Raw genomic sequence first — 20,010 nt, 5'->3', positions numbered from 1 at the left:
CACGGAGGTCATCATGCAAGACTCAGTACCAGGAGCCGTTGCTCCTACACTTTGTCCTACACCTGAAACCCGGGTGGCTCATCTGGACTCACTCCAGCTGTCCAGGCGTCTCAATATCAGCATCAAGTCTCTGGCCAGAATGCGTCAGGATGGCACCGGTCCCCGCTTTATGCGAATCGGGTCCAAAATCTTGTATCGGTTGTCAGATGTTCTGGAGTACGAGCAGTCCCGGCTCTATAACGCAGTAGGCTCACCGGTGGTGGATCAGGAGGGTGAGTCATGAGCAGTGAGCTGGAAAACATCCAGGGTTTGGGCGTCGCTGAATTGGCAGCCCGTTCCGGAGAAGAGTTGGCGACGCTGGTCAGGGATACGGATAAAGCCCTGGCGCAACTCCAGCTGCAAAAAGACTGGCTGGAGTCAGTGGTCGCCTACAAATACGTTTTCAAGGCTTCACAGGCTCGGGCGCAACTGCAGCAGGAGTTTGGTGAAATCAGCTTTGAAGATGAGGGTGTACGAGTGCTGGTGGATCTGCCCAGGGAAGTTAGCTGGGATCAACAAAAACTGAAGACCATAGCTCAGCGGATTCAGGAGCAGGGAGAAGATCCTTCTGAGTTCCTGGATGTTCATTACTCAGTGCCACAGAAGAAGTTTGATTGTTGGCCTCAGGAAGTTCGTCGATCCTTTGAGCCAGCCTTGCAAGTGAAGCCTGGACGTTGCACCTACAAGCTGGTGGGAGGTTCGAAATGAGCCTTCCCATTCTCAACTCACAGCAACGCAGCCAGGAGCACAAGGGCATCAAGTGTGTGCTGCTGGGCAACAGTGGGGTGGGTAAAACCACCCAGCTGCTGAGCCTCAACCCGGACACCACCTTGTTTGTGGATCTGGAAGCCGGTGACCTAGCGGTTCAGGAGTGGCCTGGCGATACTCTTCGCCCGGCCACCTGGCCGGAGTTCCGAAACTTTGCCGTCTACCTGGCGGGTCCCAACCCGGCGCTTCGGGACGATCAGGTGTATTCGAAAGCCCACTATGAAGCCGTGTGTCGCAAGTACGGTGACCCTGAATCCTTGGAGAAGTACGACACCTACTTTATTGACTCCATCACGGTGCTGGGGCGGCTTTGCTTTCAGTGGTGCAAGGGCCAGCCCCAGGCTTTCTCCGAGAAAACTGGCAAACCGGATACTCGGGGAGCTTATGGTCTGCATGGGCAGGAAATGATCGCAGCGTTAACTCATCTACAGCATGCCCGGGGCAAGAATGTAGTCTTTGTTGCCATTCTCGAGGAGCGGGTGGACGACTTTAACCGCAAGCTCCACCAGCCCCAGATCGAGGGCAGTAAAACCGGTCTGGAGCTGCCCGGCATCGTTGACCAAGTCATCACTCTGGCCAGCCTGCCTGATGAAGAAGGTAGCCTGCGTCGTACCTTTATTTGTCAAACCCTCAACCCCTATGGCTACCCGGCCAAGGATCGCAGCGGACGCCTGGATGTATTCGAACCGCCTCACCTCGGACAGTTGTTTACCAAGATCCGCAGCGGATCAAGGCAGCCAGTCCAGTTTGAAACTCAATCCCAATCTCAAGGAACGGAGAAATAACCATGAGCCAACAAAGAGCCATGACACGCTGGAATGACTTTAACGATGCCACCGACCAGGGCAGCTACGATGTCATCCCTTCAGGCACCCTGGTCAAGGTACGCATGACCCTCAAGCCCGGAGGCTACGACAATCCTGAAATGGGCTGGACGGGTGGTTACGCCACTTGCGGTGATACCGGAGCCATCTACCTTAATGCCGAGTTCACCGTGCTGGAAGGCCAGTACGCCAGGCGCAAGATCTGGTCCCTGATCGGGATGCACAGCCCCAAAGGCCCTGAGTGGGAAAATATGGGCCGGTCATTTGTCCGGGGTATTTTGCAATCCGCACGTAATATCAAGGCAGAAGATAACAGTCCACCGGCTTATAAAGCCCGACAGCTGCAGTCTTTGTCAGAGTTGGATGGTATTGAGTTTGTCGCCAAGATCAGTACAGAAAAGGATCAGTATGACGAGCCCAAGAATGTCATCAAGCAGGCCATCACACCTGAGCATAAGCAGTATGCTCAGCTGATGTTTGGCCAGACGGCTCCCCAGGGTCATCCACCCGCCAGTCAGCAGAGTGGTCATTCTCAGGCACAGTTGCAATCACAGCTCTACAGTCCTCCGGACTCAGCTCCCCATCCGGCTGAAAGCTACAACAACCAGTGGGATTAAGGCTCTGATGCCCACCCGCTGGTGGGCTTTTCCCCGACAGGGACTGTGATGATGAAGAACAAATGGCTTGATTTTAACGATGCTCCTGAGCAGGGCACGACGCAGAAGCTGGATGCAGAAGACGTTAAACGTCGTATTCAGGAGCGATTACCAGAGTACCTGGCCTGGCTATTTCCCAATGGAAAAAAGCGAGGCCAGAAGTTTGTGCTGGGTAATATCCAGGGCAAGAAAGGCAAGAGTCTGGAAGTGGAACTGAGCAGTGGGCTTTGGCACGACTTTGAAAGCGGTGGAGGCGGTGACATTATCAGCCTCACGGCAGAACACCAGAAGCTGGATGCCCAGAGGGATTTTCCCGAGATCATCCAGTTTATGGCGGACTGGCTGGGAATGCCGTCATTCACTCCACCAGCTACTGCTAACCACCAGGAAGAGTATGAAGATCTCGGTCACCATACCGGCAAGTGGGACTACCACGATGCCGAAGGTAATCTGGTTGCCTGTGTCTATCGGTACGATACACCAGAGGGTAAAGAGTTCAGACCCTGGGATGTAAAGACCCGTAAAACCAAAGCCCCTAACCCCAGACCGCTCTACAACCAACCAGGTATCAAGGTAGCAGACGAAGTGTTGCTGGTGGAGGGAGAGAAAGCAGCCCAGGCGCTGATTGATAGCGGTTATTGCGCTACAACTGCCATGAACGGTGCCAAGGCACCTACAGATAAGACGGACTGGTCTCCCCTCAAGGGCAAGCGAGTGACTCTCTGGCCTGATAATGACGACGCTGGGCTGGAATATGCCTTCAGTGCCGCCAAAGCCATCGCTGATGTGGGTGCTTTATCCGTCATCATAGTGAAGCCACCAGCAGACAAACCCGAGAAATGGGATGCGGCGGATGCTGTTCAGGAAAGCTTTGATATTGATCATTGGCTAGCCAGCACCGAACGCAAGACAATTAAGTCAGCAGGACTGCAGCTGTCAGACTGGAGTGCGCTTCGTTATAAAGGCAAGGCTCCTGAACAGCATTTTCTTATTGAAGGCTCGTTTCCATTGGGGGTTGTGTCCATTCTTGCTGCAATGGGTGATACCGGCAAAGGGATGCTCACCCTGAAACTGGCGCTGGAAATTGCCTGCTGCGACGGTCTCACGGTCGAAGTATTTGGTGGCAAGGTTTTACAGCACGGAACCGCAGTCGTCTTCACATCTGAGGATGATCAGGCAGAAGTGCATCGCCGCCTGGAAAAACTGGACCCAACTGACTTGAGACTGAAGTCACCTGAGAAGCTGGTCATCATTCCCTTACCCAATGCAGGTGGGCCATTCCCTATGGTCAGGGAAACCCCGGAAGGGCCAAGAACAACAACAGAGTTTACCCAGATGGTCAGGCAGTTACAGGCCATTGAAGATCTCAAACTGGTGGTTTTTGATCCTTTATCGTCTTTTGTCCATGCCGATGTGAATGCCGATCCTGCGGTGGGCAGCTACCTGACAGGGCTGTTGGCAAACCTGGCCAGTGAAACTGGAGCCACTGTGATTGTGGTTCACCATATGCGCAAACCTCCAGGGCAGAAACCCATCGAAAACGCAGAGCAAGCCAGGGATGCCATCCGAGGCAGTAGTGCGCTGGTGGACGGTGTTCGAATGGCCTACGCCCTCTGGCCTGCCCAGGATCAGGTCGTGCAGCAAACCTGTCAGACGTTGAACCTGATCCCCGAGCCGCGAAGTTTTTACCAGGGAGCGGTGGTGAAATCCAATGGCCCGGCGGATCGGACAATCCGGACCTATAAACGCAACAGCATCGGCTTGTTGGAAGATCTGACCGCAAGGATGAAAGGTCAGCAGCCTTCTACCTATGACCTGCTGGGAGTGCTGGCTGGCGGCATCAGAATGGCTGCCAGTCGTGGGCATCCTTTTACTCATACTGGAGTCAATGGTGTCTTCAAGCACCGGCATCGCCTTCCTGAAGCCTTCCATCATATGCCTCGTCACAAGCTGGAAAATATGGTTCAGGAACTGTTGAGTGAACGTCCGCCAAGAGTGGTCAAGGGTACACTTATGGGATCAAAAGAACATAAGTGGCTGGACTCACCCTGGGGACCATTTGCTGATGGCAAAGGCCGGATCGAAGAGGGTGCTGATCGGCTGAAAAATGACTGATTGAGCGTTTCCAGAGCGTTTCCAATTTCCAGCATTTCCAGAACATTTCCAGAGTTTTGGAAACGGAGAAAGGTTTAAGAAGGTGCTCTAACAGGCTGAAAGCATGAAGAAATATAAGAAATTGAATGACATGTGTCGTATTTCCAATTTCCAGGAAATGGTGTGGCTCTGGAAACGTGTAACTTATTGAAAAATAACCCGTTTCCAATTTCCAGAACCCCTTACTTATATAAGTAAGGTTGGAACTTAAATTTCCAACCTTACTGACACGTGATATTTCCGGCTGGAAATCGACTCAGGGAGGAGGCCCAAATGGACATCAACGAACTGGCCAATCGCTATCGGGAAGCCTGGCTGGTGGCACGACGAGTGTCGTCAGGAATTAATCTCCGCTACTCCGCGTTCTGGCCCGAAATCAATCCCAACCGCTGGGAAGTCTACCAGGGTGAAAACAAGATCCTTAGACTGCCCGAGCCTTCTGAGGATGAGATCGACTGCATGGTGCAGTGCATGCGCTGGCTTCGCTGGGTCACAGAGGAGGAGCGCAAACTGATCTGGCTTCGTGCTTCGGGACTGCCCTGGCGCGTGATTGCTAAGGATCTGGGTGTGAATCGAAAAACAGCCTATGGGCACTGGTGCAAGGCCATAAACCGGATTTCTATCCACATCTTGCAAAAAAAATCAGGGTAATTTGACCCGTTCAGGGTGTTTAGAGCCGTGTTTGTCTGTCAATGTCGCTTAAAGTCTGTAATTGGAAGATTGGACACTTTCGCCAAATTTGACAAGAATTAACGCTAAGCTCGAAGCGAATTGCACCTGAACCTCACACCTCCCCGGTCTGAGGTTTTTTTGTCTCTGGAAATCACGGAAGAATCATGTCCAGAATCCTTGTCGAAGCCATCGAACATCGCTCGGTCGCCAGCTTGGTGCCCTACGCCAACAATGCCCGGACTCACTCCGATGAACAGGTGAGCCAGATTGCCCGGTCCATCGAGGAGTTCGGGTTTGTCAATCCTGTGCTGGTGGGCAGTGACGATGTCATCGTAGCCGGTCATGGTCGTCTGATGGCGGCCAAGCAACTGGGGATGGAAACCGTGCCGGTGATCGTGCTGGGGCACTTGAGTGAAACCCAGCGTCGGGCACTGGTGATTGCAGACAACCAGATCACAGCCACCTCAGGTTGGGACGAAGACCTGCTCAAGCAGGAGCTGGCAGAGCTGGATGCCCTGGATTTTGACCTGGATCTGATGGGCTTTTCCGATGAAGAACTGGAAGGTCTGCTGCTGGTGGACGAGCCTGAAGGCCAGACCGACGATGATGAGATTCCTGAACCGGAAGAACATCCTGTCAGCCAGGCCGGTGACCTCTGGATTCTGGGCAATCACCGGATACTGTGTGGCAGTGCTACCGAGCAGGCCGATGTGGAAACCCTGATGGCAGGCCAGCTGGCGGATATGGTGTTCACAGATCCGCCCTACAACGTCGACTACGCCAACCCTGAGAAAAACACCAAATCCAAAAAAGACCGCCGGATCAAAAACGATAACCTGGGCTCTGAGTTCCATGCCTTCCTGCTGGCTGCCATGACCAACCTGCTCGCGGTCTGCAAGGGCGCGATTTATATCTGCATGTCGTCGTCTGAACTGGATACTTTGCAGAAAGCCTTTCGGGAAGCGGGTGGCAAATGGTCCACGTTTATCATCTGGGCCAAGAACACGTTTACCCTTGGACGTTCCGATTACCAGCGACAGTACGAACCGATCCTGTACGGGTGGAAGGAAGGCAATGAACACTTCTGGTGTGGAGCCCGGGACCAGGGGGATGTCTGGTTTTACAGCAAATCTGCCAGGAACGACCTGCACCCTACCATGAAGCCGGTAGAACTGGTGGAACGGGCTATCCGCAATTCTTCCAAGACTCATGACATCGTGCTGGATCTGTTTGGTGGCTCCGGCTCAACATTGATCGCCTGTGAGAAGTCTCACCGCAGTGCCCGGCTCACAGAGCTGGACCCCAAATACGTCGATGTGATCATTCGTCGCTGGGAGGAGTACACCGGCAAGGAAGCATATCTTGAATCCAACAATCTGACCTTTGCTCAGGTCAAGGAAGACCGTGATGGACGATCTCTCAAGGCGACTGGATCAGATTGATTCAAAGCTCGACAAGCTGAGCGACGCAGTGTCTCGCCTGGCCATGATCGAGGAGCGGATTACACACCAGACCAGCAACCTTTCCCGTCAGGATGAACGTCTGGATGAGCAGGAAAAGCGTATCCGGAAGCTGGAGTTTCAGGCCAGTCGCCGGGGCGTGATGCTGGGTTATATCGAACGGTTCGGCTGGATTGTGTTGACCGCAGCTATTGGGCTGCTGTCTTACTTTCTCAAATCATAAACTCAGGGGATGAGTGATGGGCAAGCGTAAGGAAACCAATTACATCGTCGTTCATTGTTCGGATACCCGAGCCAACCAACATGTGACCTTTGACGACATTAAACGCTGGCACACCATGGAGCGAGCCTTTCTGGATATTGGTTACCACTGGGTCATTGAACGGGACGGTTCCGTAAAGCAGGGTCGGTCCATGGATGACTGGGGCGCTCATGCCAAAAGCCACAACCACGAGAGTGTGGGCATCTGTCTGGTGGGTGGTCTGGATGAACACAACCAGCCGGAAGACAACTTCACTCCAGATCAGAAGCGAATGCTGAAGTTTCTGGTGGCAGGTCATCAGGCGCTTTATCCAAACACTGTCGTGCACGGCCATCACCACTTCAGCAAGGTGAAGACCTGTCCCAACTTTGATGTGCATCACTGGCTCAGACAGGAAAAATTGCTGGGAGGCAAGCGGTGAGTCTGGTGGCTGCGATTCCGGTGATCGGGAAGGTCATCGACAAGCTCTTTCCCGATGCGAACAAAGCCAAAGCAGCCAAGGTTGAACTGACCGAGATGCTGCTCAGCGGAGAGCTGGCCGAACTGGAACAACAAGCCAGTGTCGTCAAAGCCGAGGCGCAAGGAGAAAGCTGGCTGCAAAGAAACTGGCGACCCATGGTAATGCTGATCTTTACGGCATTGGTCGTGTGTCGCTGGATGGGTTGGTCAGCACCAAACCTCACAGAAGCCGTGGAACTGAAACTGTTCAGCATTATCCAGCTGGGCATTGGCGGATACATTGCCAGCCGGGGGCTGGAGAAGGTGACAAGAACATGGAAAGGCTGAGACTCAATTTAAGCCGATCTGAGAGCTTCTTTTTAAATGTAGGGAGCGTCTCGAGTTTGAAGAGAACGCTTGATAGAGGGCTTCTGGCGACTGCTTCGGGGTCCCTGGGCGGTGTCTTCTAGTGCGGGTATGCATCAGCGCGGAATAGCACCAGCGACAGAGTGAAAATCGGGGTTGACACTGGGTGGCGAAATTCGATGGAGGCCAGTCAAGACGGGGCTTTCAGGCTGTCAACTGGGTTGACAAAAGGCAGCTTGTCAACCGTGAATGTCAACCCTGCAAGGTGAGGAATTGTCTACCCCCTTGAGGTGCTGCCAAGGTGTTTCCATTGATTGTTTTGGTTCAGCAGAGTGTCTCTGACTTTGAGAGTTCTGGCCAGGGCTTCAAGGTGTTTGATGTTGGGTGAAAACCGGGGCTGATGGTCGGGCCAGGGCTCTCCCCAGTCTTTGTGCATGGCAACAGCCCGGGTGCGGTTGATGGCGTGAAGGTTGCCCAGCTCAATCAGGAAAATGGCCTCAATCATTTCCCGGTACCAGCGATTGAGAGTAGGCAGTGTATGCCGGTCAGGATGGAGCAGGCGGCAGGACATAAAATGGCCGTTTGAGAGTTCAACGGCCAGTAGTATGGGGTCTCTCATGATCGAGGCCCCCACATGGAAAGGGTCTGCCAACCACCGTCCTGCCAGTAGTAAACGTACTCGGCTCCAGTCTCCCAAGCCAGAGCAATCAGGCTCTGGAGGTCGTCGCTGTTTCGGGGCCGGATCTTGGCCCATGATTCTCCTCGATCCATATAAGCATCAACGCCGTCTTTCGAGATGCACGACAAGTCGCCAAAATTCACAATGATCTTGGCGTCCGCTTCGGTGGGATAGTGCTCTTGAAGCACCTTGCCCACCTGATCCCCGTCGAAGTGGCAGTAAATAGAGCAATAGCGACCGTTAGCCAGTCGCCTTGCGATTCGGGAGCGGGTGCTCATGCGCTTTCTCCCTGAAAGAGAGCATCCAGCCCGGCGGTGATTCGGTAAATGCGGTCCTTGCCTTCAGGCTTCTCCGATTCGATGGTCAGCCCCAGTCGTTTTTTCAGGGCTCCAGCCAGAGTGCCGCGAACCGTGTGCTGCTGCCAGCCGGTGGCTTTCATGATTTCGTGGATGGCAGCGCCTTCGGGCCGAGCCAGCAGTTTAATGACCTTGTGGAGTTTGGTTCCGAGCCGGATCTTGGGGGCAGGCTGATCATCAGCGGGGAGGCCAATAGCTGCCTTGCCTTGGGGACTGATGTCGAAGGTATCAGCCTCTTTCATGCGAATCAGAAAGCCCTTGCTGGTCAGGCTGTCCAACACTTTCTTCCGCGCTCCACCTTTTAAGGCAAGCATGGAAGCGTGGAGGTTTCCTGTCTCAGCCGCTTGCTTAAGAACGCTCTCTTGGGTGGCTGTGAGTTTTGTGGTTTTCATGGTGCTTCTCCTTTCGGGGGTTATTGTTCTTTGCCCTGTTTCAGGCCCAGTTGATAAGCCTGCTCCAAAGCCCTTCTGACTTGCCATACGGCGACATCTGTGAAGTCTCCCGGGGTATCGCGGGTTTTGAGGGTGTCCATCAGCAGGGTCTTTTGGGCGATTTCTTCCAGGGCTTGTTCGGTCTTCTTGTTCATGCCTGTTTCCTTTCTTTGATGCTTGTTGGCGTTAGGTACAGTAAGGCTCTATAACTGCTGGTTATCAAGAAAAAGCTATTAATAATCAATAGCTTGTCGGACACAGGAGGGCATATCCGGCCACAGCGGGACAGAGGAGGCATATAGACAGCTATGGCACTCATTTCGCAGTCAGAATTTGCCAGAAAGCAAGGCTGGAGTCGGCAATATGTCAGCAAGCTGGTCAAGGCTGGCAAGATCCAGCTGGTCAAAGGGAAGGTTGACCCGCAAGCGGCTCTGGCGGCCATTGATGCCCAGTCAGAGCCTTCTACCGTCCTGCGCACCGAACCTCCACGCCAGAGTGTTCTACCCGCAGCGCCCACTGATTCACGACAGGCGGTGGATTTCGTCACAGCTCGCACTATGCGGGAAGCCTTCAAGGCCAAGATGGCGAAGATTGAATACGAAAAAGAGACAGGGAAGCTGACCGATGCAGCCAGGGTCAAGGAAGAAGCGTTCAGTGCGGGCAGGATGGTGAGGGATGCGTTGCTGGGCATTCCTGATCGGCAGGCGGATGTCCTGGCTGCAGAGAGTGATCCAGCAAAGATTCGTCAGTTATTGGTGGATGAACTTGAAACCATTCTAAACGAGCTGAGTCGACCATGAGTTCACCTTACCTGGATGGTTTTTTTGCGGGTCTGAAGCCCGATACACGACTGATGGTATCGGAGTGGGCGGATGAATACCGCATTCTGCCTATGAAAGCCGCCAAGGAAGCCGGTCGCTGGCGAACCTCTCGGACACCCTACCTCAAAGAGATTATGGATTGCCTGTCCCCCTCTTCCGATGTGGAACGGGTAGCATTCATGAAAGGTGCGCAGGTGGGAGGAACTGAGAGCGGCAACTGTTGGCTGGGCTATGTAATCCACCATACCCCCGGCCCCATGATGTATGTGCTGCCGACGCTGGATATGGCGAAGCGGACTTCCAAGCAGCGTATTGCCCCCATGATTGAGGAGATGCCCGTGCTTCGTGAGCGAGTCAAGGATGCGCGTTCACGAGATTCTGGCAACACTCAACTGGTGAAGGAATTTCCCAATGGCGTGCTGATCATCACCGGAGCTAATTCAGCTACAGGGCTACGCTCCATGCCTGCCCGGTTTCTGTTTCTGGATGAAATAGATGCCTACGAAGATGATGTGGATGGGGAAGGTAGCCCTATCAATCTGGCAATTAAACGAACTGCGACGTTTTCCCGTAATCGCAAGATTCTAATGGTCTCCACACCCAATATTGCCGGAGCCAGCAAGATTGAATCGGCCTACCAGTCCAGTGATCAGCGGCAATACTATGTGCCTTGTGTGAATTGTGGACACAGGCAGCCCATAGAATGGCAGCAGATCAAGTTTGAAAACCAGAACCCGGAGACGGCTTGTTTTGAATGCATCCAGTGTCAGCATCAAATGCAGGAACATGATAAGCCTAGGTTGCTGGAGAATGGGCGGTGGGAGCCCCAGAACGCAGAGAGTGACGGCAAGATCCGGGGCTATCATCTGAGCTCACTTTACAGCCCCAACGGCTGGTACAGCTGGAAAGAGGCGGTGGCGGATTTCCTGGCTGCCAAGGATGACCCTGTTTTATTAAAAGACTGGACCAATACGGTACTGGGCCAGACCTGGCAGGAAGCCGGTGAAAGCGTTGATTATGAGCTGCTTTACCAGCGTCGTGAGCATTATGTCGCTGAAGTACCCTGGCCGGTAGAAGTACTGACCTGTGGCATCGATGTTCAGGATGACCGGGTGGAGTACGAAGTGGTGGGCTGGGGTGCCGGTGAGGAGAGCTGGTCCATTGATTATATCCGGCTCTATGGTGATCTGAGCAGACCCGAAATCTGGAAGATTCTGGCGGACAAACTCAGAACCGCTTACCGGCGGCAGGACGGCGTCTTGATGAACCTGGCCCAGATCTGTATGGATTCCGGCGGTCACTTTACTGATGAGGTTTATGCCTTTTCCCGCAAGCAGGGTGCCGACTGGCTGATTCCGATTAAAGGGGCGTCCCAGTCTGGCAAACCGATTGCCACTTTCCCCAAGACACGGAACAAGAAAGGTGTCTACCTGACTCTGGTGGGCACCGACACGGCCAAAGAACTGATTTACCAACGTTACCGAATTCTGGAACCGGGGGCAGGCTACTGCCACTGGCCGGTGAAAGATTGTTTCGATGAAGATTACTTCAAGCAGGCCACCGCAGAAGAGAAGGTTCGCAAGTACAAGCATGGAGTCGCTTACTTTGAGTGGGATGCTCGCAAGAAACGTAATGAAGCTTTGGACTGCCGCGTTTATGCTCTGACTGCTGTGCGTATCTTGCAGCAACACCGGGGATTGAATCTGGAGCAGCTGGCCGCTCAACGTCCGGAGCCAGAAGTTATGATAGAAGCTTCTGAACCCGAAGCTTTGACCCATACCAGATCCCGGCGATTCTCTCGCAGCAGCTATTTAAATGGATAACGCATGATCACAGAAGCTGAATACCAGGCTTTGAAGAGAGCTGTGCTACTCAGAGAAACCCGCACAGTAGAGTTCGAAGGCCGCAAGGTGGAATACGCCAGTTTCTCCGAGATGGAAAGACGACTTCAGGCCATTGAGCGGGAATTGATTAAACAGCAGAAGCGACCCCGGCAGTACGGGATCTATTCCAGCAAAGGCATCTGAATGAAGCTTCGACATCGCATCGCAGGCTGGCTGCTACCTGAGCTGAAAAACCTGGCTTATACCTCTGCTGGCCAGGGGAGAAGAAGTCAGAGTTGGATCGCACCTGCTACCGGCCCCAATAACTCATTGACCGGAAACCTTGGTACCCTGATCAACCGTTCCCGGGCCGCGATTCGCAATGATCCCTGGGCGGCTTCCGGGCTGGAAAAGCTGGTTGCTAATATTGTCGGCACCGGCATTAAGCCCAAGTCAGAAGCCAAAGATGACGTGTTTCGTAAAGAACTACAGGCTTTGTTTCTGGACTGGACCGATGAGTCCGATGCCGATGGCCAGCTTGATTTTTACGGCCAGCAGGCCCTCGCCATGCGCTCGGTACTGGAAGCAGGAGAGTGTTTTGTTCGCTTCCGTCCCCGCAAACCCGGTGATGGATTGAGTGTGCCGTTACAACTGCAATTGCTGGAAGCGGAGTTTGTCCCCTGGGATTACAACGATGATCTCAAAAAGGGCCACAAGATCCGGGCCGGTATTGAGTTTAATGCCATCGGACAGCGGGTGGCCTACTGGATGCACAAGCAGCATCCTTCGGATTACACCACATTGGATACCGCCGACTTGCGACGGGTGCCTGCCGATCAGGTGATGCATCTTTATGAACCGCTGCGGCCAGGGCAGTTGCGGGGGCAACCCCTGTTGAGCCAGGTGCTACTGAGAATGTACCACCTGGACAAGTTTGATGACGCCACCCTGCTGAGACAGGAAATCGCCAACCTGTTCACCGGTTTTATTACCAAACCGGCTCCCGAAACGGAAAAGGTCGATCCGTTGACGGGTCGTCCCATTGTCTATGACCTGCAAGGTGTCCCTATGGTGGCGATGGAGCCGGGTACTATGCAGGAATTGTCGCCGGGTGAGGAAATTACGTTTAACACGCCTCCCGGAGCGGCCAGTAACTACCCGGATTTTATCCGCCAGCAGCTGATGGCGGTCTCTGCTGGAATAGGCCTGCCTTATGAGATTCTGTCCGGCGATATGAAAGGCGTCAGTGATCGGGCTTTACGGGTAGTGCTCAACGAGTTTCGTCGTCGTATTCAACAGATCCAGCATAATCTTTTGGTGTTCCAGCTCTGTCGCCCGGTCTGGAAGCGGTGGCTGGAACTGGCCGTACTCAGTGGGGCAATCTCAGCCCCGGACTTTCATCGAAACCCAACTCACTATCGCAAGGTGAAATGGATTCCCCAGGGCTGGGCCTATATCCATCCGGTTCAGGATGTGCAGTCCCAGAATCTGGCAGTTCGCAGCGGTTTTAAGTCTCGCTCGGAAGTAGTGTCTGAACAAGGCTACGACAGTGAGCAGATTGACGATGAGATCGCAGCAGACAATCAACGGGCCGATGGGCTGGAACTGCAATACGACAGTGATGCCAGAACTCAAGAAACAAATAACACCTTCATGGAAGAGGAACCTGAAAACGATGAACAAAAAGCCGCTCAATAAGAACCGGGCCTGGTACACATTAAAGAACCAGTCCGGCCAACCGGCGGAGTTGCTGATTTATGATGTGATTGGCGACTGGGCAGGACTCTCTGCCCGGCAGCTGGTCAGCAACCTGAAAGATCTGGATACAGATGAAATTACCGTTCGGATCAACAGCCCCGGTGGCTCGGTGTTTGATGGGGTAGCCATCTACAACGCGCTGCGTTACCACAATGCCTCTATCCATGTCCGTATTGAAGGACTGGCGGCCAGTATAGCCAGTGTCATTGCTATGGCAGGCGACACGGTTCATATGGCCGAGAATGCCCTGCTGATGATCCACAACCCCTTCGGCTGGGTCGGTGGTGATGCCGGTGAGTTGCGCAAAATGGCGGATATGCTGGACAAAACCACGGAGGTGATTGCCCAGACCTATTGCAATCGGTGTGAACTGGATCTGGAAGCCATGCTGAAACTGATGGACGAGGAGACCTGGTTCACTGCCACCGAAGCCGAAGGTCATGGCCTGATTGATGGTGTGGAAGCGCCAGTGAAAATGGCGGCTCACTTTGATCTCTCCAGTTTTATGCATCCGCCTCAACCTGCCAGTTTTGAATCTGAAGATAATAAAGGTGCTCATGCGCTGGCGGTGATGACCCTGTGCAATCAGGCAGGCTACCCGGAAATGGCGGAAACCTTTGTTCGGCAGCAGCAGGGTATTGAGGACGTCAAAGCGCGTTTGGCGGAATGTGAGACCATTAAGTCTCTATGTGCAGCCGCGCACTGTGAAGATCGAGCCGGAAAATATATTCAGTCTGGCAAGACCGAAGCCCAGGTACGCACTGAACTGTTTGATCTGCTCTTGCAGGATGATGAAAGCATCAATAACCAGCTGACCCCGGATCACCAGGATAAAAAGATCCAGCCACTGGTGGATACCCAGGCTGTTTACCGAAAGCGCAACGGGCAGTCGGCTGCCTGATTCCTCTCTCATTTTCTAATAATCCCCTTTCCCACTCAAAGGAACTCAACCATGCCTGTGATGACAGAGCCAGTGCATGCTGGCGAATTTATCGTGTCTGAAGGAAACAACAGCATCAGCCGGGAGCTGGTTGAACTGGCTGCCGATCTGACGCTACTGCCGGGTACCATCCTTGGCAAAAATACATCCACGGATGTGTATGGGCCTTTGGACCCAGCAGCTGATACGGGGTTGCAAATGGCAGCTGGTGTGCTTTGGGATCATGTCACTACGGATGCCACCGGAGGGGAAGGCGTCATTATTGCCCGGCTGGCAGAAGTTGATCAGGAGTTGCTGGTCTGGCCCGAAGGGATTACCGACGAACAAAAGACGACGGCTGTCAGTGAGCTGACGTCACTGGACATCATTCTCAGGACAGGAGAACAGGGATGAACCTGCTGGATATTTTTAATAATGACGCTTTCAGTCTTACCAGTCTGACTGCGACCCTTAACGATATGCCCTATAAACCCGGTCGTATTGGGGAGCTGGGCCTGTTTACTGAAAGTGGTATCAATACCACCACGGCTATTGTGGAGTCCCGGAATGGAGAGCTGATCCTGTTGCCTACCTCTGAGCGGGGTGCTCCGGCTGCCCAGGCTCGGGGAGGTAAACGCAAGGTACGCAGCTTTGTGATTCCCCATATCCCTTATGACTCCACCATCATTGCGGATGAGGTGCGCAATGTGCGGGCCTTTGGCTCGGAGAGTGCTCTGGAAGGTGTGCGTACCGTCGTTAATCAGCGGCTGTCGGATATGAACGCCAATCATGAAGTCACTCTGGAGCATCTGAGGCTAGGCGCGATCAAGGGACAGATTCTGGATGCCGATGGCTCCAGTGTCATTTATGACCTGTTTCAGGAGTTCGGGGTGACCCAGCAGACGCATACCTTCAAATTCAGTGTGGCTGAGACCGATGTCCGGCTGGAGTGTGTGGCTCTTCGCAGGAAGGTAGACAAGGCTTTGGGAGCGCAACCCTATACAGGACTAAGGGGCTTTTGTGGTGCTGACTTTTATGACGGTCTGGTTGGGCACGATTATGTGAAAGATGCCTACCATCGCCACCAGGACAGTGCTCTGCTGCGCAACGATCCCAAGGCCGGATTCCGGTTCGGTGATATCGACTGGGAAGAGTACCGGGGACAGGTAGGTGATTTGCCTTTTATTCAGCCGGATGAAGCTTATGTGATCCCGGAAGGTACCGGTATCTTCCGCACCTGGTTTGCTCCGGCGGACTTTATCGAAACCGTCAATACTATCGGCCTGCCCCGGTACGCCAAACAGAAGATTATCGACTTCGATAAGGGTGTACAGGTTCACACCCAGTCCAACCCGCTGCCCATCTGCCTGAAGCCAAGAGCCGTGATCCAATGCAAGATGAACTGAAGGATCTGAACCGGCAGGTGCTGGCCTCTTTTGGTCAGCCGGTCACCCTGAAACAGTCAAACGACAGTATTCTGGAAGTGACTGGTATTATTGCCCATGAGCTAGTGCCTACCGGCCCTTATGAACAGGTGTTGCAAGAGGTCACTACATTGGCCTTGGCTACGGATGTAAAGGTGAGTCGGGGCGATGAGGTGATTTCAGCAGAACAGCAATGGACCATTGACCGGAAACTGAAAGGCGATGGTCAGATGAACTGGTGGTCACTCCATGAAGCTGGAGCTTGAACTGGATGACAGTATTGATGAACTGATCCGCTACTTCCAGAACACACCGGAAACCCTCCAGCTTGCCATCCGAAGGTCGCTGAGGAAGCTGTCTCGATTTGCCGAGCGACGAACCTTGAGAGCATTAGCCCGAGAGCAAAACATGACCCAGAAAAAGTTGAAAGAGCTGGGTCGGGTCAAGGTGAATCTACTTCAGCAAGGAGAGCGGGGGAGTGAAGGCTACAGTCTGGTGGTCTGGATCGGTGCCTGGGATATACCGGCTCATTATCTGGGCAAGCCCAGACAGACGAAAAAAGGCGTCAGAACCGGCAGGCATTTCTGGGAAGGAGCTTTCTTGATGGAGCTGGTCAACGCTTCACACTCCATGGTCTTCAAGCGCAAAGCCAACTGGAAGCATAAATACCAACGCTCTAAAAAGTCGGGTCGCATGATGTGGATGGGCTTGCCTTTGGAAAAGCAGACTTTGCCGATCCTCAACAGTGCTATTCAGATACTGGAAAAGCTCCAGCCGGTTTTACTGGAGCGGTTTGCCACTTTGATGCAGCAGGAACTCAATTTCATCATAAACGGAGCCGGTCATGCTTAATCCAGAACAACGATTGGTTGGCCTTTTGGTCGGTGTTCTGGAGACAGTGTGTAGCCAGGTATTGCTGGGCTATGCTGCCACCGGGGTTGAGCAGGATCTGAAGCCGCCAGCCATCTTACTGCAGCTGGAGTCGATCAGCGAGCTGCAACAGCAGGGCAGTCGTCGTAAAGATCAGTGGCTTTTTAATCTCAGTGCTGTAGTGCCCACCAATGACCGGGCGACTTATGCCTTGCTGGAGTTTACAAGAACGATTCGGCAAGCCCTGAGCAGTGATAAAGCCCTGGCAGAGCAATGCCGAAAACTGACTTTCTCAGAAACCCAATTTGATATCGCCCCCAGGCAGGGACAATTGTCTTTTGCAGATATCACCCTGACCCTCGAAACCGTCTTTTAAATCCTCTTCAAGGAAGGAGATTCCTATGTCCACTATCGACCGCAGCTTTATCGGCGCAGGCAGTATCCATATTCAGCCCTATGACAAATCCGCTCCACTGTTACCCATTGGCAATGTCAGCGAATTTAACTTCAGTTTTGAAGAAGATCGTAAAGAGCTGAAAAACTATCTGGGCGGTGGCGGAAACCGTAATGTTATCAGCCGGGTGTCGGGCATTACCGCCAACCTGGTGGCCCATGACTTTACTGCCAGTAATATCTCCCTGGCCCTGAGAGGTAATGTCACCGCAGCCTCAACTACACCGGTCACCGATGAAGCTCTGACGACCCATGGTGTAGCCGGTGAGCTGATTCCCTTCAAGCGACTACCGGATCTGAAGCAAACCATTACCGTAAAAGACAGCCAGGACGCCACACTGGTAGAAGGCGACGACTACGAACTAATGAAATCCGGCATTCAGGTCATTGAGGGCGGAGATATTGACGACCAGGGCATCAAGGTCAGCTACACCCCGCTCAAGGCCAATATGGTGCAGGCTCTGGTAGAGTCTGGACGGGAATTTACCCTGTTTATGGAAGGGTTGAACGATGCCCAGGAAGGTCTGCCCTTCAACATCCGGGTGCATCGGGTGAAGTTCTCACCAGTACAGAACCTGGGCTTTATCTCCGATGACTTCGCCAGCATTCCTTTACAAGTGGATGTGCTGGCGGATACGTCGATTTCGGGGAATGGGCTGAGTTCGTTTATGCAGCTGGATCTGGCTCAGTAGGGTCTGAGCCTCAGAAATTTGAGTTATATAATACTAATTTCAGCGGCAGCACCGAAGTCACTGTCCTCTGTGGATTTTTACTATCCTTACGATTGTTTGAACTTATCGTAGGCTTCCATTTTGAACTTTTCGAGAGAATCTATAATGTCTTTCTTAACCTTGGATTTAGGCTCTCCAGAGTCATTCAAATCTAGCTTTAGCATCGTGATATTTAGAGTTAATTCTGAATTTTGATTTGTTTCATCTTTGTCAGAGAATTCAAATAATATTCTACATGATCCAGAATACAGGCGTGTTGCAAAACTATACTCACATGTTAGACCAAAGATTTGAATGAATGGGTGGAACTTGGTCTCTTGAACGAAAAATGTTGAGTGAAGACCTTTTCCTTTTATTTTTAAGTCTTCAATTTTATCTTTCATCCATACAATATCACTAGGAGGGTTAGATATTAAGTTATCTGGAGAAAAGTGAATGTCTTTAGTGTCTAAGAAATCTATGAATGAGTAAGACACCTTTTGAGTTAACTCATTCATGAATTTAACACGGTTTTCATTTGTAAAGTCATTAAATTTTATTGTTTTTATTTTTTCTTCTTGGTCTATATGACCTGTGTCCTTAAAATGCCTAACTAAATTATCTGTTACTTTATTTGCGTATGCTTTAGTCTCTGGTGCAGTATGAGTCATTGAGATACTCACTACTTTAGTTTTAGCATCTTTTTTGAACTCAACTCTCCCTTTATGCTTAGAACTACTTTCCCCCCAGTTTTGAATGGCGTCATTTCTTGTGATTTCAAAATCCATATAGATATGATCAGGATTTCCTGAAGCAGCAGTGAATCCTGAAGTGTTTGATAATTGGTAAACACCAAATGCATCATTTAGTAGAGATTCATAGTCGATCTCATTTGGAATAGATTCAATAAGATTCTTTTCTGACTGCCAGTTTATTGATCTACTCTTTGATTTTGTACTTTCTTCTTTAGTTCGATAAGTATCTCTTAAGTCTATATATTCATCGGGAGACATTCCCGTTTTAATTAGAATAGGTCCAATATGATCTTTCTTACTAGAGCCTGTGAATACCCCTCTATTTCTCAAAAATTCTTTAAGTTCTTTGTCTTTTACTTTTGACTGGCCAAGCAACTGACGTAAATAATCACCTGTAGGTAATAGAACCTCATCTTTATTTTCCATTACTCAGACTCCTGTAATCTGGTCGAAAACTTTTAACCGTAATGTGCTTTGAAATATCTTTATCAAAAACACGTTTTGCTTTGATTACAGATTGTTCATGCTGAGATGGAACATAGTTAGGGAACAAGAACAAATAATCACATGTTACTTCGTGAGTATACTCTCTTGCAGCCTGAATTAATCTGGTTAAACTGTCTTTGTCAAACCCATCAATGCTTGCAATACAGAAAACATCGTTTTTCTCTGGATTCTCATCTTTTATAATAAATGGAAGAACGGGGGATGTTAAAAATTCAACAGGCAAGGTATTTCCATATCGCTTTATTGACTTATCAATATAACTTAATGACGTTTCAGGATAGTAATAGTTTATAATTTTGTCATTAAACTCGCTCTTGAGCCATGTCATGACATCATAAACAAAGTCAATCCGTTTATTGTCTACAATATGTATGCAATCAAATTCTAAGTCAGAGTCTAAGCGGACATTATTTATCTTTGAAACAACATCATCATAAGTATCATCATGACTTGAAAGCCAAAATATAACACCTGTGTCTCTGTCTTTTGTAACCCCATTGAACTGAAGCTTTTGCTCAGATTTAAGTTCTGAGTTTCGATAGCATTCTAGCGCCTGAGCTAAGTCTTCAATATGACTTTTAAAGTCAGCTTTTGGATTGTTCTTGTAGGCGTTGTCAGAGTTTTTTACTGATGCAAGTACACTAATGACAGTATTGCTTTCCAATTGACTCTTATAGCTGTACAAAAGGTCAATGCCGTGAGTCTCTCTCAAGCCCTTCTTCGAGCTTGATCGAGCATGTTTTTTTGAGTTCATGCAATCAAGGGGCTGATTTGAGAGAGGGTCAAACCATCCAATAATGGAGAAAAATTCTTCGACTATTTTTTCTCCAATTTCCCCGATTTTTTTCGATTTTTCACCCATTTT

27 protein-coding genes are annotated in these 20,010 nt (G+C 51.3%); 21 read left to right on the top strand and 6 right to left on the bottom strand.

The genetic code is table 11. The features are described 5' to 3' along the window. Positions 1–13 precede the first annotated feature (13 nt). The 10 genes from GZ78_RS10155 to GZ78_RS10110 all read left to right on the top strand — a co-directional run bounded on the left by GZ78_RS10155 (position 14) and on the right by GZ78_RS10110 (position 7,621). The gene (locus GZ78_RS10155; protein WP_152558652.1) at positions 14–283 is read left to right on the top strand and encodes a helix-turn-helix domain-containing protein; all 270 of its coding nucleotides are present in this window, start codon (positions 14–16) and stop codon (positions 281–283) included. After that, positions 280–747 (top strand): hypothetical protein, encoded by a 468-nt coding sequence (locus tag GZ78_RS10150; RefSeq protein WP_034835177.1) that lies wholly within the window; start codon positions 280–282, stop codon positions 745–747. The genes GZ78_RS10155 and GZ78_RS10150 overlap by 4 nt, the downstream gene beginning before the upstream one ends. Further along, positions 744–1,592, top strand: coding sequence for an ATP-binding protein (locus GZ78_RS10145; protein ID WP_034835176.1), 849 nt, complete (start codon positions 744–746; stop codon positions 1,590–1,592). Before GZ78_RS10150 ends, GZ78_RS10145 begins: the two co-directional genes overlap by 4 nt. A 2-nt stretch (positions 1,593–1,594) precedes the next feature. Beyond that, complete coding sequence (locus tag GZ78_RS10140; protein ID WP_201772696.1) at positions 1,595–2,248, top strand: hypothetical protein; 654 nt, start codon at positions 1,595–1,597, stop codon at positions 2,246–2,248. Between the two features lie 48 nt (positions 2,249–2,296). Further along, entirely contained in the window at positions 2,297–4,402 is a 2,106-nt protein-coding gene (locus GZ78_RS10135; protein WP_034835174.1) for an AAA family ATPase, read from the top strand. 312 nt (positions 4,403–4,714) lie between these two features. Next, positions 4,715–5,092 carry a DUF6362 family protein gene (locus tag GZ78_RS10130; protein ID WP_034835173.1) on the top strand — a complete coding sequence of 126 codons (378 nt, stop codon included), beginning with the start codon at positions 4,715–4,717 and terminating at the stop codon, positions 5,090–5,092. 185 nt (positions 5,093–5,277) lie between these two features. Then, positions 5,278–6,555 (top strand): site-specific DNA-methyltransferase, encoded by a 1,278-nt coding sequence (locus GZ78_RS10125; protein WP_034835172.1) that lies wholly within the window; start codon positions 5,278–5,280, stop codon positions 6,553–6,555. Further along, a complete protein-coding gene (locus GZ78_RS10120) occupies positions 6,521–6,796 on the top strand; it encodes a flagellin (protein WP_034835171.1) in 276 nt (91 codons plus the stop codon). The genes GZ78_RS10125 and GZ78_RS10120 overlap by 35 nt, the downstream gene beginning before the upstream one ends. Before the next feature lie 16 nt (positions 6,797–6,812). Further along, the gene (locus GZ78_RS10115; RefSeq protein ID WP_034835170.1) at positions 6,813–7,256 is read left to right on the top strand and encodes an N-acetylmuramoyl-L-alanine amidase; all 444 of its coding nucleotides are present in this window, start codon (positions 6,813–6,815) and stop codon (positions 7,254–7,256) included. After that, entirely contained in the window at positions 7,253–7,621 is a 369-nt protein-coding gene (locus tag GZ78_RS10110; protein WP_034835167.1) for a 3TM-type holin, read from the top strand. The genes GZ78_RS10115 and GZ78_RS10110 overlap by 4 nt, the downstream gene beginning before the upstream one ends. A gap of 295 nt (positions 7,622–7,916) precedes the next feature. Here GZ78_RS10110 and GZ78_RS10105 read toward each other — a convergent pair whose 3' ends face one another. Genes GZ78_RS10105 through GZ78_RS29830 form a run of 4 tightly spaced genes read right to left on the bottom strand, consistent with a single transcriptional unit; the run spans position 7,917 to position 9,260 of the window. Continuing rightward, complete coding sequence (locus tag GZ78_RS10105) at positions 7,917–8,258, bottom strand: hypothetical protein (protein ID WP_034835165.1); 342 nt, start codon at positions 8,256–8,258, stop codon at positions 7,917–7,919. Beyond that, positions 8,255–8,596, bottom strand: a complete 342-nt coding sequence (locus GZ78_RS10100; protein ID WP_034835163.1) for a hypothetical protein — start codon at positions 8,594–8,596, stop codon at positions 8,255–8,257. Before GZ78_RS10100 ends, GZ78_RS10105 begins: the two co-directional genes overlap by 4 nt. Beyond that, positions 8,593–9,066 carry a DUF3489 domain-containing protein gene (locus tag GZ78_RS10095; protein ID WP_051786024.1) on the bottom strand — a complete coding sequence of 158 codons (474 nt, stop codon included), beginning with the start codon at positions 9,064–9,066 and terminating at the stop codon, positions 8,593–8,595. The genes GZ78_RS10100 and GZ78_RS10095 overlap by 4 nt, the downstream gene beginning before the upstream one ends. Before the next feature lie 20 nt (positions 9,067–9,086). After that, positions 9,087–9,260, bottom strand: coding sequence for a DUF6900 domain-containing protein (locus tag GZ78_RS29830; RefSeq protein ID WP_169741417.1), 174 nt, complete (start codon positions 9,258–9,260; stop codon positions 9,087–9,089). A 153-nt stretch (positions 9,261–9,413) separates the two neighbouring features. Between GZ78_RS29830 and GZ78_RS10090 the strand changes: the two genes are divergently transcribed. From GZ78_RS10090 to GZ78_RS10040, 11 genes are read left to right on the top strand one after another with little or no spacing between them, the layout of a single operon-like run. Further along, entirely contained in the window at positions 9,414–9,905 is a 492-nt protein-coding gene (locus GZ78_RS10090; RefSeq protein WP_034835160.1) for a hypothetical protein, read from the top strand. Beyond that, positions 9,902–11,749, top strand: a complete 1,848-nt coding sequence (locus GZ78_RS10085; RefSeq protein ID WP_034835159.1) for a phage terminase large subunit family protein — start codon at positions 9,902–9,904, stop codon at positions 11,747–11,749. The genes GZ78_RS10090 and GZ78_RS10085 overlap by 4 nt, the downstream gene beginning before the upstream one ends. Positions 11,750–11,752: 3 nt before the next feature. Further along, the gene (locus tag GZ78_RS10080; protein ID WP_034835157.1) at positions 11,753–11,953 is read left to right on the top strand and encodes a phage head-tail joining protein; all 201 of its coding nucleotides are present in this window, start codon (positions 11,753–11,755) and stop codon (positions 11,951–11,953) included. Then, entirely contained in the window at positions 11,954–13,447 is a 1,494-nt protein-coding gene (locus tag GZ78_RS10075; RefSeq protein WP_034835155.1) for a phage portal protein, read from the top strand. It abuts the gene before it with no gap. After that, positions 13,425–14,408 (top strand): head maturation protease, ClpP-related, encoded by a 984-nt coding sequence (locus tag GZ78_RS27375; RefSeq protein WP_051786023.1) that lies wholly within the window; start codon positions 13,425–13,427, stop codon positions 14,406–14,408. Before GZ78_RS10075 ends, GZ78_RS27375 begins: the two co-directional genes overlap by 23 nt. Positions 14,409–14,459: 51 nt before the next feature. After that, a complete protein-coding gene (locus GZ78_RS10065; protein ID WP_034835154.1) occupies positions 14,460–14,840 on the top strand; it encodes a head decoration protein in 381 nt (126 codons plus the stop codon). Continuing rightward, positions 14,837–15,832, top strand: coding sequence for a major capsid protein (locus tag GZ78_RS10060; RefSeq protein WP_034835152.1), 996 nt, complete (start codon positions 14,837–14,839; stop codon positions 15,830–15,832). Before GZ78_RS10065 ends, GZ78_RS10060 begins: the two co-directional genes overlap by 4 nt. Beyond that, positions 15,817–16,116, top strand: a complete 300-nt coding sequence (locus tag GZ78_RS10055; RefSeq protein WP_034835149.1) for a hypothetical protein — start codon at positions 15,817–15,819, stop codon at positions 16,114–16,116. Before GZ78_RS10060 ends, GZ78_RS10055 begins: the two co-directional genes overlap by 16 nt. Next, positions 16,100–16,702 (top strand): hypothetical protein, encoded by a 603-nt coding sequence (locus tag GZ78_RS10050; protein WP_034835148.1) that lies wholly within the window; start codon positions 16,100–16,102, stop codon positions 16,700–16,702. The genes GZ78_RS10055 and GZ78_RS10050 overlap by 17 nt, the downstream gene beginning before the upstream one ends. Continuing rightward, positions 16,695–17,096, top strand: a complete 402-nt coding sequence (locus tag GZ78_RS10045) for a hypothetical protein (RefSeq protein WP_034835146.1) — start codon at positions 16,695–16,697, stop codon at positions 17,094–17,096. Before GZ78_RS10050 ends, GZ78_RS10045 begins: the two co-directional genes overlap by 8 nt. Positions 17,097–17,121: 25 nt before the next feature. After that, positions 17,122–17,865: a phage tail tube protein gene (locus GZ78_RS10040; RefSeq protein ID WP_034835145.1), complete on the top strand. Its 744-nt coding sequence runs from the start codon at positions 17,122–17,124 to the stop codon at positions 17,863–17,865. Between the two features lie 86 nt (positions 17,866–17,951). On the opposite strand, the gene gapS4b is transcribed toward GZ78_RS10040, so the two are convergent. Both gapS4b and gapS4a read right to left on the bottom strand, forming a co-directional pair. Continuing rightward, on the bottom strand, positions 17,952–19,064 hold the full coding sequence (gene gapS4b, locus GZ78_RS10035; protein ID WP_034835143.1) for a GapS4b family protein: 1,113 nt from the start codon (positions 19,062–19,064) through the stop codon (positions 17,952–17,954). Beyond that, positions 19,054–20,007, bottom strand: a complete 954-nt coding sequence (gene gapS4a / locus GZ78_RS10030; RefSeq protein WP_034835141.1) for a GapS4a family protein — start codon at positions 20,005–20,007, stop codon at positions 19,054–19,056. Before gapS4a ends, gapS4b begins: the two co-directional genes overlap by 11 nt. Between the last annotated feature and the right edge of the window lie 3 nt (positions 20,008–20,010).

It is taken from the genome of Endozoicomonas numazuensis (assembly GCF_000722635.1).
GTDB lineage: Bacteria > Pseudomonadota > Gammaproteobacteria > Pseudomonadales > Endozoicomonadaceae > Endozoicomonas_A > Endozoicomonas_A numazuensis.
The sequence above is the reverse complement of the archived record's forward strand: the minus strand, read 5'-3'. Positions and strand labels throughout refer to the sequence as shown.